This is a genomic window from Acinetobacter sp. ANC_7635 (assembly GCF_056779945.1).
In genome coordinates this window covers 118,491-134,333 of the sequence record NZ_JBWYIS010000002.1, presented here as the reverse complement: position 1 = coordinate 134,333, position 15,843 = coordinate 118,491, and the positions used below count along the sequence as shown (strand labels likewise).

General features: G+C 38.4%; 15 protein-coding genes. 5 read left to right on the top strand and 10 right to left on the bottom strand.

The features are described 5' to 3' along the window. Positions 1-6: 6 nt before the first annotated feature. Both pheA and AC1M89_RS04595 read right to left on the bottom strand, forming a co-directional pair. Positions 7-1,116: a prephenate dehydratase gene (pheA, locus tag AC1M89_RS04600; RefSeq protein ID WP_035267321.1), complete on the bottom strand. Its 1,110-nt coding sequence runs from the start codon at positions 1,114-1,116 to the stop codon at positions 7-9. 282 nt (positions 1,117-1,398) lie between these two features. Continuing rightward, entirely contained in the window at positions 1,399-2,541 is a 1,143-nt protein-coding gene (locus AC1M89_RS04595; RefSeq protein ID WP_035267322.1) for an acyl-CoA dehydrogenase family protein, read from the bottom strand. 211 nt (positions 2,542-2,752) lie between these two features. On the opposite strand from AC1M89_RS04595, the gene AC1M89_RS04590 reads away from it, so the two are divergent. Next, a complete protein-coding gene (locus AC1M89_RS04590; RefSeq protein ID WP_481613971.1) occupies positions 2,753-3,754 on the top strand; it encodes a glycosyl transferase family protein in 1,002 nt (333 codons plus the stop codon). Between the two features lie 50 nt (positions 3,755-3,804). Here AC1M89_RS04590 and AC1M89_RS04585 read toward each other — a convergent pair whose 3' ends face one another. Both AC1M89_RS04585 and AC1M89_RS04580 read right to left on the bottom strand, forming a co-directional pair. Continuing rightward, positions 3,805-4,071 (bottom strand): YeaC family protein, encoded by a 267-nt coding sequence (locus tag AC1M89_RS04585; RefSeq protein ID WP_035267325.1) that lies wholly within the window; start codon positions 4,069-4,071, stop codon positions 3,805-3,807. A 2-nt stretch (positions 4,072-4,073) separates the two neighbouring features. Then, entirely contained in the window at positions 4,074-5,015 is a 942-nt protein-coding gene (locus AC1M89_RS04580; protein WP_092767167.1) for an NAD(+) kinase, read from the bottom strand. A gap of 227 nt (positions 5,016-5,242) precedes the next feature. On the opposite strand from AC1M89_RS04580, the gene mrcB reads away from it, so the two are divergent. Together mrcB and AC1M89_RS04570 are read left to right on the top strand one after the other, a co-directional pair. Continuing rightward, positions 5,243-7,639 (top strand): penicillin-binding protein 1B, encoded by a 2,397-nt coding sequence (gene mrcB / locus AC1M89_RS04575; RefSeq protein ID WP_481613970.1) that lies wholly within the window; start codon positions 5,243-5,245, stop codon positions 7,637-7,639. Between the two features lie 26 nt (positions 7,640-7,665). Further along, positions 7,666-8,235 (top strand): tetratricopeptide repeat protein, encoded by a 570-nt coding sequence (locus AC1M89_RS04570; RefSeq protein WP_481613969.1) that lies wholly within the window; start codon positions 7,666-7,668, stop codon positions 8,233-8,235. Between the two features lie 30 nt (positions 8,236-8,265). On the opposite strand, the gene AC1M89_RS04565 is transcribed toward AC1M89_RS04570, so the two are convergent. After that, positions 8,266-9,168, bottom strand: a complete 903-nt coding sequence (locus AC1M89_RS04565) for a thiamine phosphate synthase (RefSeq protein ID WP_481613968.1) — start codon at positions 9,166-9,168, stop codon at positions 8,266-8,268. A gap of 136 nt (positions 9,169-9,304) precedes the next feature. Between AC1M89_RS04565 and hemP the strand changes: the two genes are divergently transcribed. Further along, positions 9,305-9,475 (top strand): hemin uptake protein HemP, encoded by a 171-nt coding sequence (hemP, locus tag AC1M89_RS04560; RefSeq protein ID WP_035267337.1) that lies wholly within the window; start codon positions 9,305-9,307, stop codon positions 9,473-9,475. 100 nt (positions 9,476-9,575) lie between these two features. Here the strand turns inward: hemP and AC1M89_RS04555 are convergent, their stop codons facing one another. From AC1M89_RS04555 to tsaA, 5 genes are all read right to left on the bottom strand, one after another. Continuing rightward, on the bottom strand, positions 9,576-10,907 hold the full coding sequence (locus AC1M89_RS04555; RefSeq protein ID WP_481613967.1) for a sensor histidine kinase: 1,332 nt from the start codon (positions 10,905-10,907) through the stop codon (positions 9,576-9,578). 12 nt (positions 10,908-10,919) lie between these two features. After that, the gene (locus AC1M89_RS04550; RefSeq protein ID WP_481591355.1) at positions 10,920-11,585 is read right to left on the bottom strand and encodes a response regulator transcription factor; all 666 of its coding nucleotides are present in this window, start codon (positions 11,583-11,585) and stop codon (positions 10,920-10,922) included. A 146-nt stretch (positions 11,586-11,731) separates the two neighbouring features. Further along, entirely contained in the window at positions 11,732-12,109 is a 378-nt protein-coding gene (locus tag AC1M89_RS04545; RefSeq protein ID WP_481608795.1) for a NirD/YgiW/YdeI family stress tolerance protein, read from the bottom strand. Between the two features lie 102 nt (positions 12,110-12,211). Then, a complete protein-coding gene (gene tfpB, locus AC1M89_RS04540) occupies positions 12,212-13,969 on the bottom strand; it encodes a type IV pilus assembly ATPase TfpB (protein WP_481608794.1) in 1,758 nt (585 codons plus the stop codon). A gap of 128 nt (positions 13,970-14,097) precedes the next feature. Continuing rightward, positions 14,098-14,817 (bottom strand): tRNA (N6-threonylcarbamoyladenosine(37)-N6)-methyltransferase TrmO, encoded by a 720-nt coding sequence (gene tsaA / locus AC1M89_RS04535; protein WP_481613966.1) that lies wholly within the window; start codon positions 14,815-14,817, stop codon positions 14,098-14,100. Positions 14,818-14,922: 105 nt separating this feature from the next. Here tsaA and AC1M89_RS04530 point away from each other — a divergent pair, with 105 nt between their 5' ends. Beyond that, positions 14,923-15,702 (top strand): ferredoxin--NADP reductase, encoded by a 780-nt coding sequence (locus tag AC1M89_RS04530; protein WP_035267346.1) that lies wholly within the window; start codon positions 14,923-14,925, stop codon positions 15,700-15,702. Positions 15,703-15,843: the final 141 nt, after the last annotated feature.

Genomic DNA, 15,843 nt, shown 5'->3' with positions numbered 1-15,843 from the left:
CTCTTTTTAAAGTACCGCAATTGGGTATGAACCAAGAACACGGATTTCTTTGACTAATGGACGAATTTCTTCGACAGCCGCACGTACGTTCTCTTGTTCGATATGCCCTTCTAAATCGATAAAGAATACATAAGCCCATTTTTCAGGCAAAGCAGGTCTTGTTTCGATACTGGTCAAGCTAATGTTATGTTTAGCGAACGGCGCTAAAATTTCTAATAACGCACCTGCACGGTCATGTGCAGAGATCAATAAAGAAGTTTTATCATTACCACTTTGTGGTACTTTTTCACGCCCAATAACTAAGAAGCGTGTGGTATTTTCTGGATTATCTTCAATATTGCTATGTAAGATTTCTAAATCATATAAGCTCGCAGCTGTTTCAGATGCGATTGCCGCAGAATGCCATTCATTACGGATACGGCGAGCAGCTTCAGCATTCGAACTCAAAGCCACACGTTCAACACCTGGATAATGAGCATCGAGCCAGCCACGACATTGAGCTAAAGTTTGTTGATGCGCATAGATTTGTTTAATGCTGTCTTTACGCGTATTTGAAGAAATCAAAAATTGATGATGAATACGTAATTCAACTTCACCAATCACATTTAAATGTGACGCTTTGAAACAATCAAGCGTGTGGTTAACCACGCCTTCTGATGAGTTCTCAACAGGAACTAAACCATAATGTGCACTGCCTGCTTCGACTTCACGGAACACTTCATCAATTGTAGGAAGTGGGCGTACAACCGCATCATGTCCAAAATGCTTCAGTACTGCCGAATGGGTGTAAGTTCCTACTGGACCAAGGAAAGCAATGCTTTGTGGTGCTTCTAAAGCAAGGCACGCAGACATAATTTCTCTAAACAAACGTGCCATCGTCACGTCAGATAAAGGACCTTCATTACGCTCCATCACATTACGCAAAACTTGTGCTTCACGCTCAGGACGATAAAACATTGGATTTTCTTCAGAAGCAAATTTTGCTTTTGCTACAGCTTCAGCAAGTCGTGCTCGACGGTTAATCAGTTGTTGGAGTTGTTGATCTACTGAGTCGATATCTTCGCGGATTTTAGCTAAGTCTAAAGAATTCGTCGTGTTTTGATCATCGTTGATCATTGTAATGTCGCCTTACAGAATCAGTTATGTAAACAGTATAACAATAGTTAGCTTTCAAATGTTAAGCAACCAAACTTTATGGCAATAAGACTTAAAAATATACAGTTGAAATAATCATCAATCCAATACGCGCTATAAATTAGAAAAAAGACAAGAACATTGAATAGGATAGCTTTAATCTTTTTTTTAAAATCAGTTCGTTCTATAAGTTTTAAAAATTGAAAACACATTCGAATACATCTCGCTTGTATTCATCAAGCGAGATGTAAATACGGATAAAAATTAACGTCCTAGCATGCCACGTGCTACGATTTCTTTCATGATTTCGTTGGTTCCGCCGTAGATTCGTTGAATACGTGCATCCACAAAGAAGCGTGAAATAGGATATTCCGTCATATAGCCATAGCCACCAAAGAGTTGCAGTAGATTATCCGCCACTTTCATTTGCATATCTGTACTGAAACTTTTTAATGCAGCTGCTGTTTCAACATCCAATTTCCCTTCTTTATACAATGCTAGGTTTTGATTATAAAAAGCGGCTGTAGCCAGTTCATCGATTTTCGCTTGTGCTAAAACAAAACGAGAATTTTGGAATTGTCCAATTTTTTGACCAAAAGCCTGACGTTCTTGGACATATTGAACTGTCACATCAATTGAACCTCGAATTGCTCCTAATGCTGTCGCAGCAATCGCTGTACGTTCACGTGGTAATTCTTGCATCAAATATGCAAATCCCTGACCCGCTTGACCTAAAAGCTGATCAGCTGGAACTTTGACATTGTCAAAAAAGAGTTCCGAAGTATCTTGCGAATGCAAACCGATTTTGTCGAGATTTGTGCCTTTTTTAAACCCTTCTAAATGAGTATCAACCAATAGAAGTGAGACGCCTTTAGCACGTGCCTGAGGATCTGTTTTAACGGCAAGCACAACCAAGTCTGCATGCTGACCATTTGAAATAAAGGTTTTAGAGCCATTCAAAACATAATGATCACCATTCAAAATGGCATTCGTACGGATGGCTTGTAAATCAGAACCAGCACCTGGCTCTGTCATTCCAATTGCTCCCACCACTTCACCAGAAACCATTTTTGGCAACCAGTATTTTTTTTGTTCTTCGTTCGCGATGTGTAGAATATATGGTGCTGCAATTTCTGAGTGACATGAAATTCCTGTCGATAATGCGCTATAACCTGCACGTGCCGACTCTTCAACCAACATTAAAGAATATTCTGTTGGAACACCATAACCACCATATTCTTCAGGAACATCTACGCACAAGAAGCCATTTTCACCAAGTGCATTCCACACTGAACGTGGCATTTTTCCTTCACGTTCCCACTGCTCATAATGAGGAGCAACGTGCTCACTCATAAAACGTTTGAAATTATCACGGAATAATTCTAAATCTGCATCATATGCCAACATTCTTGTGTTCCTTACACTTCATTTTTTTATAAGTTTTCATGCTATCCCGTTTTTTTCCAGTTGTCATGGACAAAAGCGCTTGAAAATTCATACAATTTGGTCAGTCTCAAAAGCTAAAAATAATGCTTGGTCATTAAGTTTTATATTTAGCTTTTAGTCCAAGCATCATTCCACGTTACACTGTCATTAAGAACATCCAACTGCATTGATCATGAATACAAAACGTAATTTATATAAAGACTTTGAACACCCATTTGCGCAATTTGTTCGTATTCTTGGCAAAGGAAAAAATGGTGCGCGATCACTGACCTATGAAGAAGCCTATCAAGCATTTGAGATGATTTTAAAAAATGAGGTATTAGACGTTCAGCTGGGTGCTTTTTTAATGCTTTTACGAGTGAAAGAAGAATCTGTAGATGAACTGGCTGGCTTTGTGCAAGCGACTCGTGATCAACTTAAATTTAGAGCTATTGATGTCGACCTAGACTGGCCATCTTACGCGGGGAAACGCAAACACTATCCGTGGTTTATCTTATCGGCGTTAACCTTAGCAAAACATGGTCATCGTATTGTAATGCATGGGGCTTCTGGACATACCATTAATCGATTATATACAGAACAAGTTTTACAGTATTTAGGTTATACCATTTGTCAAAATGAAAACGAAGTGGCATCAGAACTGAATCAGCATAACTTTGCCTATATACCACTCGAAGTCATTTCACCTACCTTGAGTGATTTAATTGCATTACGCAATATCATGGGCTTACGCTCACCCATTCATACGCTTTCACGACTCATCAATCCCTTCAATGCCAAAGCCACTTTGCAAGCGATATTTCACCCTGCGTATCGCAATTCTCATCAACAGACTGCTGCCAAATTAGGTTACGTTAACAGTGCGGTGATTAAAGGTGAAGGCGGTGAATTTGAACGAAACCCAGATGCAAAAACCTTAATTTGCGGTATACGAGACGGTGAACTGTATGAGCTTGAACTTCCGAAACTCACAGCTGATCGTTCAGCAATTGAAGAAGAGTTGAACTTAGATACTTTCAAAGAAGTATGGTTAGGTGATTCCCAACATACTTACGGAGAGGTGGCTGTTATTGAAACTATGGGAATCGCACTTTACACCATGAATGTGGCTGATACATTTACACAAGCGCAGACTTTGGCTCAAGAATACTGGCAATCACGTCATCGAGTTTAACTTCGGATTAAAAAAAGACACCATCAGGTGTCTTTTTTAAGCATAGAACATTATACAAAACGTATAGGTTGAAATTCTGGCTCTGGAACATGTGAATCACATTCATCACCTTCCTCTTTATGACCTTTATCAATATACCCTGATCTTTCTGTTTCTGGCAGATTTTTAGCTTCCCAAGCAATGACTGCTTGCATTGAAATCTGACGCTGCTCTTGAGTTAAAGCTACACCGTTTGGCCATTTACCGATTTCAACGGCAGTTCTTAAACGAGCAACGATGTCTGCATCCAAAACTGATAACATTTGTTCAATATTCATGTTTAGTCCTGCTGATGAAATGAATCGTAATCTTGATTCCATCCTAGTTTGGTACGACATGCCATATAAAAGTCGTATCCAGGTGGATGTAATAAAGTAAGTTTGAAAGGATGTTTGCGAATATGCAACCAATCACCTTCATTTAAAGAAACACTGTGTTGCCCATCAGCACTCACCATTGGCAACACTCGATTCTTACGAATTTGAATTTTAATTTCACTTTGACCACCCACCACAATCGGACGAGAAGAAAGCGTATGCGGGTGCATTGGCACTAGCGCGATCGCATCCATACTTGGGTGCAAAATTGGACCGCCACCAGAAAGTGCGTATGCTGTTGAACCCGTAGGTGTCGATACAATCAAACCATCACTGTGTTGGCGATAAACATATTGGCCATCAATATGAAGATCAAACTCAATCATATGGACTGACTTACCTGAATGCAGAACCACATCATTCAATGCTATTGCATCATAAATCAGTTCATTTTTACTACGAACTTCGACTTCTAATAAAAAACGACGATCTAGCTGAAACTCACCTTTCAAGACTTGATCTAATTTAAATAACACTTCTGTCGGTTTGATATCTGTTAGGAAACCTAAACGCCCACGGTTTACCCCGATGACGGGAGTATTGTATTTCACTAAAGATCTAGCCGCTTGAAGCAATGAACCATCACCACCTACGACAATCACCAAATCTGTAACTTCACCCAATAAAGCTCGACTGACCGTTTGCGAATTTTTATAAGGGACCAATTTAGCGGTTTCTGAATCAAAAACTGGATGCAAACCTAAACTAATCAAATGGTCATGAATTAGACTTAAAGTCTCAACCACAGATGATTTATCTGGTCGTCCAATTAATCCAATATTACGAAATGACTTTGCTGAAAGTTGCACGTATGCTACGGCTCCAGATGAATTGTTGAGTATCATATCATCATCATTCTGTGACTTACATATTTCAAGCCTGTTTCATGTTATGAATTTCACGAATAATTTCACATTTCCCCAACTTAAAATCTTAATTTTCTCCTTAATATTGAATTAGATAAATCATTACATTTATCTAAAAAAGGCATAAATTCACAGTTTAATTATTGCAAATTATAAAAAAGCTTCGCATGATGAGCGCAATAAAACAGGGTTTTGCTTTTTGATCTATGAAGTTTGAACGTGGTATTGGCTTAATTGCATTGATTTTCTCAGTGCTGGTGATTTCTGCATTTGTAGCTTTTAGTATTTATCTAATCCGTTTAGATAATATTATTCGCGATAAATTTGAAGGCAATCGTTGGGATATTCCAGCGAAAGTATATGCACGCCCCTTGGAAGTTTATGCTAATGCACCCGTTGAGCAACAAAACTTCATTCAAGAGCTAGGTCTGTTGGGTTATAAAAACGCTGAAGACTATACCAAGCCAGGTAATTTTTTGGTTCAAGGCAATACTATATATGTCCACACGCGTGGCTTCGATTTTGGTGATAGTGTAGAACCAGAACAAATCCTCCAAGTCAGTTTTGGCGCTAGTCAAATTTCAGAGATTAAAGCAACAAAACCATCGAGTACGGGGATTGCCCGTCTAGAACCAATGTTAGTTGGGGGAATCTACCCTCAACACAACGAGGACCGTGTTCTCATTAAACTCAATCGTGTTCCTAAACCTTTAATTCAAGCGCTTATTGCGACTGAAGACCGCAACTTCTATCATCATCACGGCGTCTCGTTTCGTGGTACAGCACGCGCAGTTGTAAGCAACGTTACTGGTGGTAAGCGTCAAGGTGGTTCTACACTCACACAGCAATTGGTTAAAAACTTTTATTTGACCCCTGAACGTACAATCAAACGTAAAGTGAATGAAGCCTTTATGGCGTTGTTGCTTGAGTTTCATTATGACAAAGATGAAATTCTGGAAGCATATTTGAATGAAGTTAATTTAGGACAAAATGGTAATTACTCGATCAATGGCTATGGTTTAGCGTCTCAATTTTATTTTGGTTTACCACTTAGAGAATTGAGTATAGCGCAACAGGCTTTCCTTGTCGGACTCGTTCAAGGTCCTAGCTTATACAATCCTTGGAGAAATCCTGAAAGTGCATTAAAACGCCGTAATGTTGTTCTAAACAATATGTTAGTCATGGGATATTTGACTGAAGATCAATATGAAACTGAGTCAGCTAAACCTTTAAACGTGATTAAAAAACCGACTTTAGGTCCAGCTCGCTTCCCTGATTTCCTAGACATCGTACGTCGTCAACTCAAAACAGAATACCAAGAAAGCGATTTAACGAAACAAGGTCTTCGAATTTTCACAACATTAGATCCAATCGCACAAATCAAAGTACAAAAATCATTTACAGATTCAGTATCAAGACTGTCTAAGGCCAATCCTGCACGCTTGAAAGAGCTTCAAGGTGCGGTATTAGTTTCTCACCCTGAAAATGGTGAATTGATTGCGGCCGTAGGTTCAGTATCTGACTTCACAGGTTTTAACCGCGCAGTTGATGCAAAACGTCAGGTAGGCTCATTATTAAAACCTGTTATTTTCCTAACTGCTTTGGAATCTGGTCGTTATAACTGGGCGACGGCAATCGAAGACTCGCCAATTAGTGTGCCAGTCGATCGCAATCAGACTTGGACCCCAAAAAATTATAGCGGAACTTCGTATGGTTACGTCCCAATGGTTCAAGCTTTAGCCAATTCATATAACCTATCTACAGTTCGCTTGGGACAAGAATTTGGACTTTCTTCATTTACCAATCATTTAATGAAGTTTGGCGTGACTTCACCTATTCCAAATTACCCATCGATTTTCTTAGGGGCTGTTGAAATGTCGCCTATGGAAATCATGAATATTTATGGCAACTTTGCAACTGGAGGGTTTAAATATCCTACAAAATCTATCCGAACAGTTGTTGATACCAATGGTCAGCTCATTAATCGCTATAGTTTAAATGTTCAACAAACGATCGACCCATCGGCTGCTTATATTTTAAATTACGGATTACAACGTGTGATGTCGGCAGGTACAGGACGTACTGCTTATAACGGCCTCGCTCCGAATCTAAATCTAGCGGGTAAATCAGGTACGACCAATGATACAAGAGATTCTTGGTTCGCGGGGTATTCAGGTAATCATTTGGCTGTTGTCTGGCTTGGATTAGATGACAATAAAGTCACAGGCTTAACGGGCTCATCTGGCGCTTTACCCGTGTGGACCAACGTAATGAAGCAACTGAAGCAAAAACCAGTCAATTTACGTCAACCTGATGAGGTACAATGGCATTGGATTGATTCAAATAGCGGTGAGCTTTCAGCACAAGGTTGTCAAGGTGCGCTCTATGTACCGATACTTAAATATACTGTTCCACGTCGCGCAACAGCATGTGGCTTACCACACTACCAAGTAGAGCCGACTTACGTTCCTGAAACGAATGCAGAAGAAATTCCAGCAGAAGACAGCATCGACCAATATATTCGTGAGAGCGAAACAGAAATGGAACGGGATTTAAATACGAATGCCACTCGAGTACTTTCGAGTGGAAGTTATAATCCTTAAAATAAGTTTAGGAGGAGTTAAGGTTAATGAAAAAACTGAATTTTAGCGTAGTATTCACCAGCATATTACTCTTAGGCGGTTGCCAAACTTTAACCTCCCCTCAAAACTCACAACCGTCTCAGAAACCTAAACAAGCTGAGACTAAAACAACACCATCTCAAAAAGATGCCGATGGTATTAAAATTACGCCTTATGATCGACCCGAGATTAAACGGGAACAATTACAAATTGTTATTCCTGAACAGAAAAGCACAACTCAAAAATTCGATGATGGCCGCCAACTTCCCGCATTTAAAAATCTAATGCAACAAACCCATCATGCATTTCGTCAAGCAAAATGGAGTGAAGCTGAGAAAGCCGCACTCCAAGCACAAAGACTTGCCCCTCAATCTGCAGAGACCTATATGTATCTCGCGATGATTGCCAATCAAAAAAATGAGGCAAAAAATGCTGAATCGTTGGCAAAACGAGGTCTCAGTTATGCTCAAACAGCAACGATGAAGCGACAACTTTGGCAAATTATTTTGAAATCAGGTCAACTCCAAAAAAATCAAAAACTCATCCAAGAAGCACAAAACCAAATCAAGAAATTTTGATTTAAGCATGAGTTTTACTTTTTAATGCCTTTAAAAAGCACGAATACCAGCAATTCCATAAGCTCCATGTTGTATGGCCTGATCTAATAATTCAGGCTTCATACCGCCTAGCGCATAAACTGGTATATGTATATCTTTTGATAACAATTCAAACTGCGTCCAACCTAAGGGTGCTTGCTGAGGATGCGATGTTGTACACAGTACTGGACTTAAAAATATTGCATCAAAACCTAACGCTACAGCTCGACTGACACTAGAATGGTCATGACAGGATGCGATGCGTTTAATGCCCTTCCATTCCTCCATAAATGAATCAGAATTTAATTGCATCAATTGATCATGTTTAAATTGTACGGCAAATACTTTTTTCTGATTTGATTCTGATAATCCTATCCACACATCACGATTGATAATGAGCTGATCCAGTTGATTATACTGGTTGAGTTGCAGCGCAAAATCTAAAGCATTTTCAGTTCTCAAATAGCTAACTCGATTAAGATCAATGGTTGTCTCGAGACGATCTATATTTTTTATTGCAATTTTATTCGGCCAGAGTAGTCGTTTAACAATGGCATCATTAGCTTTAGGAAAATTCAAAATGGTTAGTGCTGAACGATCATGCCATGTCCAAGGACTTTGAATATGATCTAGTAAAGACTGATCAACATAAGCCTGATAAATGTTCAATTTTACGATTAGATCTTCATATTCATGCGTAATAAGATCAAATAAATAGACATGATCTAGAAAAATTCCCACCTCTTCTTGAACTTCACGCTGGCAAGCTTGTTCAGGAGTTTCTCCTAACTCGACTTTCCCTCCAGGAAACTCAGCTTTCCCCCCCTGATGTAAAGAGGCTTCTCTCCACCCTACAAGAACTTGATTTTTATGGAATAACAACGCTATAGAAACATTAATCGTTTTTTTTGACATGATTATCTTTCAAAAAATGAGTACTTAATTGTAAGCATTTTATGTTTTTTTATAAATGAGAAAAATTATCGTTGACAGCTCTATTCGATAATGATTATCATTTAAATCGTTCACCACATACCACGGAGTCCAAGGAATGAACGCACCATTTAGCTTATTCACACGTAATAACGAAAACCACCAAGCATTACCAATGCTTCACTCAAATAATCTATTTGCTCTAGGCAGAGAAATTCGCATTATGCATGCAGGAGAAGAATATCGCCTTCGTCTCACACGAAATAATCGACTCATTTTGACAAAATAAAAATTCTAAAATTTGATAATAATAATCGTGGAACTAAGCAGTATGAATCAGCGCATACTGCTTCTTTAATTTTATTTCTTCAACTTTATAGACACTGGTTTTAATGAAATTTTATTTCAACTTTTAACCCACCTAACTTCGATTTCTTAAATACAATCTCGGCTTGATGTAATTCGACAATTTTACGGCAAATTGATAATCCTAATCCTGAGCCCGTTGTACGTGTGCCTAACTGACGATAAAATCTTTCTCCCAGCCGATCAATCACTGTTTGCTCAATGCCGTGACCTTCATTTTCAATCACAAATAGAATTTCATTATTATTTTGTTTGATTAAAATATCAACGATTCCATTCTGTGGCGTATAGCGGATTGCATTATCGACTAAATTTCGAATGCAGCTAAACATTAACTCAGGATTTGCCTTAATCGCATGATTTCCTAACTCAGTTTTAAACTGAATATTTTTTTCTTGGCTCAAAGGTTGTACTGAATGTAAAACCTCTTTCGTCAAACGGTCTAAATCTATGGACTGTATCGGTACATCTTGCGTTGAAGACGGATCAAGTCTGGCCAACAAAAGTAAATTTTCTAAAATATTTGAGCCCCTACTCACATCTTTTAGAATCTGCTCTAAGTCTTGTGACAAATCCTCATGATCAGACTGGTATTTTCGTTTTAAAAGTTGTAACCGCATTTGAATCGCTGAAAGTGGCGACCTTAATTCATGGGATGCATCAGCTGTAAAACGTTGTTCCGCAGTAATTGCCCGATCTAAACGCTCCATCATTTGGTTTATTTGACTCACAATAGGTTGCAGTTCTTTTAGTTCTGGTTTTGAAGGTGTAATCGGTGATAAATCCTTAACAGTCTTTTGGGAAATTAATTTTGAAAGTTGGTGAATAGATCTAAACTGACGTCGTATAATAAAGTGTAGAATAAACCATTGAATGCCCCATAAAATAATGAGAACACCACCGTAGCCCAGCAAACTTTTGAATAACTGATCAACACGCGCTGACATGGGTTGAAGCATAGTTAGAATTTGCTGATCACTTTGCTCACTGTAATAACGAAATAATCGTCCTTCTAGCCAAACAAAACCAAAGTGATCATTCTGAAAAAACACCTTGGAACCAATTTGATTGAAAGCAAGGTCTTGGGATTCAATCAAAATAAGTTCATCGAGCTTTAATTCATATTTGATATCAAATTGTTCACTTAAATCATCTAACTCATTTCCCACATGACTTGAAATATCACTGACCAAAATCAAATCGGCGATTTCATCCATCATATTGTCATGGGTCTGCATGTTTTGGTAAAGCGAGATCACCAATAAAAGAATTAATGCGATAACGCCCGCCAACATCGAACTGAGCATTGAAGACTTAACAAGAAGATTTTGTAAAGAAATAGGGTGCTGATGCAACGCTGTTCTACCTTAAGCCTGATCTAAATTCATTCTATAACCTAATCCGCGAATCGTTTTAATCATGGTTGAGCCTATTTTTTTCCGAATCTGATAAATAAAAACTTCAACTGCATTACTTTCGATTTCATCACCCCAAGCATATAAGGACTCTTCTAGTTGTTCACGTGTCACAACACGTTCAGGATGTTGCATCAACTTATATAAAATTTGGTACTCTTTCGCTGTGAGATTGACAATTTCTGAATTCAATTTAACAACTTTGGTTTGGGGGTCCAAACTCACGGATCCATACATTAGGATTTGAGACGTGCCTTTGTGCTGAGTACGTAATTGTGCTCTCACTCTCGCCGAGAGCTCATCTAAACTGAATGGTTTAACTAGATAATCATTAGCCCCCAAATCAAGTCCTCCAACACGATCTTGGATACTGTCTTGGGCTGTAATAAAAATAACTGGTGTATTGTGTTGGTGTTTTCTTAAATGTGTCAGAATGTCATCACCAGTTGCTTTCGGTAATCCACGATCAAGTAATAAACAATCATATTGATGCTGCTCAATTGCTAATATCGCATGATCTCCACGCTCGACCCAATCAACACTATATCCATCCATTTCTAACCAAGCTTTGATACTTTCAGCTTGTGACACATCATCTTCTGCTAACAATATACGCATGTCTCTCTTCACTAAGCCACAATTCATTCACTATAAAGTTTTTCAAAAAAAGATGCATAAAAAAACCACATTTCTGGAGAATGTGGTTTTTTTGGTTTGAGTACTTAAAAGCCATAAATCAAATACTCAATTCAGTAAATAGCTCATTAAAATTGAACTTGATCTACATCAATTTCTACACGCTTAGCAGGCTTATAATCAATATCCACTTCACCAATTAAAACAACAGGTGTTTTTGCAGAGATTGGTTTACCTTGCCAAAGTTCATCATCAATATCCACAGTGATCACACCTGTGCTATCGCGGAATTGATATTTTTCATCACCAGTTGCCTTAACAATATAGCCTTTTAATTTCACTGGCGTATCATCTTTGGCAGTTAAAGCACTTTTAACAGTCGTAATTGCTTGTTGTGCAATGGCTGCATGATTAACAGCACTTTGGTTCACTGCCGTATTAGCCATTGCAAATGTAGTTGCACCGACTAAAGCTGTCGCAATTAAAGCTTGATTAAACATTTTCATTTTCTATACCTTTTCAAGTGATGTTTGTTTCGATGAAGCTATTAAAACAAACAAAGCTGAAGCGAATCTTAAGAAATATGAATATTTATTAATCTTTGACAATTAACTTAGTGGTACGACTCTTAGCACCTCTTCTAATGTCGTTACCCCTTCAAGGACTTTTCGAGCACCCGCAATACGCAACGGCTCTACACCTTCTTTTTTTGCGTGAGCACGTAATTCATCTAAATTAAGATTAGCACTGATTTTTTGTTTTGTTTCTAGAGACACAGGCATAAATTCATATATACCCACCCGCCCCTTATACCCTGTGTGACGACAATGTTCACAGCCTTTGGCATGATACACTTGAGCAGGCATCTTTACTAAATACCCATAGGTCAGATGCTCCCATTCTTGAGCATTAATTTCCCGTTTTTCTTTACAATGAGAACATAATTTTCTGACTAGCCTTTGCGCCAAAACCCCTAAGATTGTTGCCGCTGTTAAAAATGGCTGCACCCCTAGATCATGTAAACGAGTCAAGCTTGAAGGTGCATCGTTTGTATGAAGTGTTGAAAGTACGAGATGACCTGTTAACGCAGCTTGAATCGCCATATTCGCTGTATCTTGGTCTCGGATTTCCCCTACCATGATAATGTCTGGATCTTGGCGCATGAGGGCACGTACACCATCGGCAAAATGAAGATCAATTGCAGGGTTTACCTGCATCTGATTAAAGCTCGGCTCTATCATCTCGATAGGATCTTCAATCGTACAAACATTTAATTGCTCAGTCGCAAGTTGTTTCATTGATGAATACAGGGTTGTGGTTTTACCTGAACCAGTTGGACCTGTCACTAAAATGATGCCGTGACTATTTTTGGTAATGGCATTCCATTGTGCTAGCAGTTTTCCTTCAAAACCCAGTTGTTGGAAACTCCTCACTAATACTTCAGGATCAAAAATTCGCATTACCATTTTTTCGCCTGCTGCAGTAGGCAGAGTTGATAAACGCAGTTCAGTTTCTTGACCCTTAGGTGTACGCGTTTTTAATCGCCCATCCTGAGGACGTCGTTTTTCTGCAACGTTCATACGACCCAGAATTTTAATACGAGAAATTACTGCCGTGAGTGTATTGCTGGGCATGTTATAAATCGTATGCAGCACACCATCGATACGGAATCTAACACGTCCTTTCTCCGCACGAGGCTCAAGATGAATATCACTCGCACCCTGTTCAAAGGCAAATTGAAGCAACCAGTCGACTAATTTTACGATGTGCTGATCGTTGGCATCAGGATTTTGACTATCACCCAATTGTAAAAGGGATTCAACACCTCGGCTCTGTCGGTCGTAAGCTCCTGAATATTGAGAAGAGTTTACTGCTCGGCTCACTTGATAATATTCAATCAAGTAACGTTGTAACTGCTCTGGATTCAGTAAAACCTTAACAATTTTTTTAGGACTTAAGCTCTTTTCTAAATTCTTAACCCAATCATCCAAGAATGGTTGATCTGTACCGATTAAGATCTGATCAGGATGCACCTCCACCGCTAGAATTTTATTTTTGAATGCATATTCTTGTGACATGACCTGGGTCAGTGCTGCAACATCTGCTTTAAGCGGGTCAATCACATAATATTGGAGTTGTGTTTTTAATGCTAACCACTCACATAAGCGTTGCAGTGTTAACTTATGTTGAGGTTGAACTTGATCTACCAATTCAAAATGAGCAATCCACTGCAATGGATGCCATTTAAATTGATCTTTTTGGCGGTGTCGGGTTTGAATGAGCAACTTATCTCGCTCTAAAATACGACCATCTTTTAGTAGTTGTTCTAAACACCATGTTGTATCAATTTCAAAATTAAAATTCATTCAAATTGCCCCATTCCTTGAGCCCAACTATAACAAATTCTTTATTCAACATAAGCCTTTAGCCTGTTCAGAATTTACAATTAAATTCATTAGATCAAATTCAGCTTTAAATACATCAGTCCAACAATTTATTCGTTTGCACAAAGTTCCAGTGCAACGATCTCAACCTCAGTATCCACTTTAAATTTGACATTTAAGGGGCCGAAACTTAGCCCATAAGTTCGCTCAGGATCATTTTGATAAGATGGTCTTGGATCAAATGATAGAACTTGCTCCAATTCTTTGATTAAACTTTCTGCGACATGTTGTTGCACTAACAGTTCATTTCTTTGAATTTCAGCAGTTTTTGACCAAACAACATTTTTTTGAATTGGTTTATCTTGTGCATAACCGCTCGTCGCCTCAACTACGGCATCAGAATATTGAATATATGGTTTGATATCGATAACTGGTGTTCCATCTAATAGATCGCTGCCTGACACATACAGCCTCAAAGAATCACCTTCTTTAAAAAGTTTTTTGAATTGAACGACTGACATGCCGATAGGTGCTGGACGGTACATGCTTCTTGTCGCAAAGACTCCCACTTTTTTATTTCCACCTAAACGTGGTGGTCTGACTTGAGGCTTAAATTTTTGATTATCTTGATTTTTATTATCGTGAAACTGCCAAATCAGCCATAAGTGACTGAAATCATGTATACCTTCAAAAGCCAGTTCATCATTATATGGCGCCAATAGTTCAATATAACTTTCAACATTTACTAAATTTGGCTGACGTGGAATACCAAACTTTTCTTTGTAGGGAGATCTCATTATACCAATCACAGGTAAAGTCAGCTCATTCATAATCACTTTTTTTGATAAGCTCAATTAAATATATTCAGTTTATCGAGAATGGTTTTAGTTTAGAATAGCAAGCTGTTCTAATTTGATAATTTATTGAGACCTTTAATGGCTGCTTTTAACGTCGAAAAGATTACTCACGTACACCACTGGAATGACACATTATTCAGTTTTAAAACGACTCGCGATACAGCATTGCGTTTTAAAAATGGTCAATTTGTGATGATTGGTTTAGAAGTCAATGGCAAGCCTTTAATGCGTGCGTATTCGATTGCTAGCGCGAACTATGAAGAAGAACTTGAGTTTTTCTCTATTAAAGTTCCAGATGGTCCTTTGACATCAATCCTACAAAAAGTAAAAGTTGGTGATGAAATTTTAGTTTCTAAAAAACCGACTGGTACACTTGTTCTTGATGATTTAAATCCTGGTAAAAACTTGTATCTTTTATCATCAGGTACTGGTTTAGCTCCTTTCCTTTCGACTATCCGTGATCCTGAAACTTATGAGCGTTTCGAGAAAATCATCGTTGTACACGGTACACGCTATATCTCAGAATTGGCTTATCAAGACCTTATTCAAAATGAAATTCCAAACCATGAGTTCTTTGGGGAACTTGGTGCGAAAGAAAAGTTAATTTATTACCCAACAGTTACACGCGAAGACTTCCATACTCAAGGTCGTGTTACAACTGCGATTGAAACTGGTGCTCTTTTCGAGAAAATCGGCTTACCTCGTTTTAATCCTGAAACTGACCGTGCAATGTTATGTGGTTCTCCTGCATTCCTTGACGATGTAGCTGCACTTCTTGATCAACATGGCTTAAAAGAATCTCCACGTATGGGTGTTCTTGGTGATTATGTGATTGAACGTGCTTTTGTTGAAAAATAAATAACGTACAAAAAAAACCGAGCTTTTTTGCTCGGTTTTTTTATGGAGTGTTTTATTTTCCCTATTATTTAAATCGATTTTATCTTGATTTAACTCTGTAGTAACTTTATTCAGCAATGCTGAACTAGAAGCAATATCGTC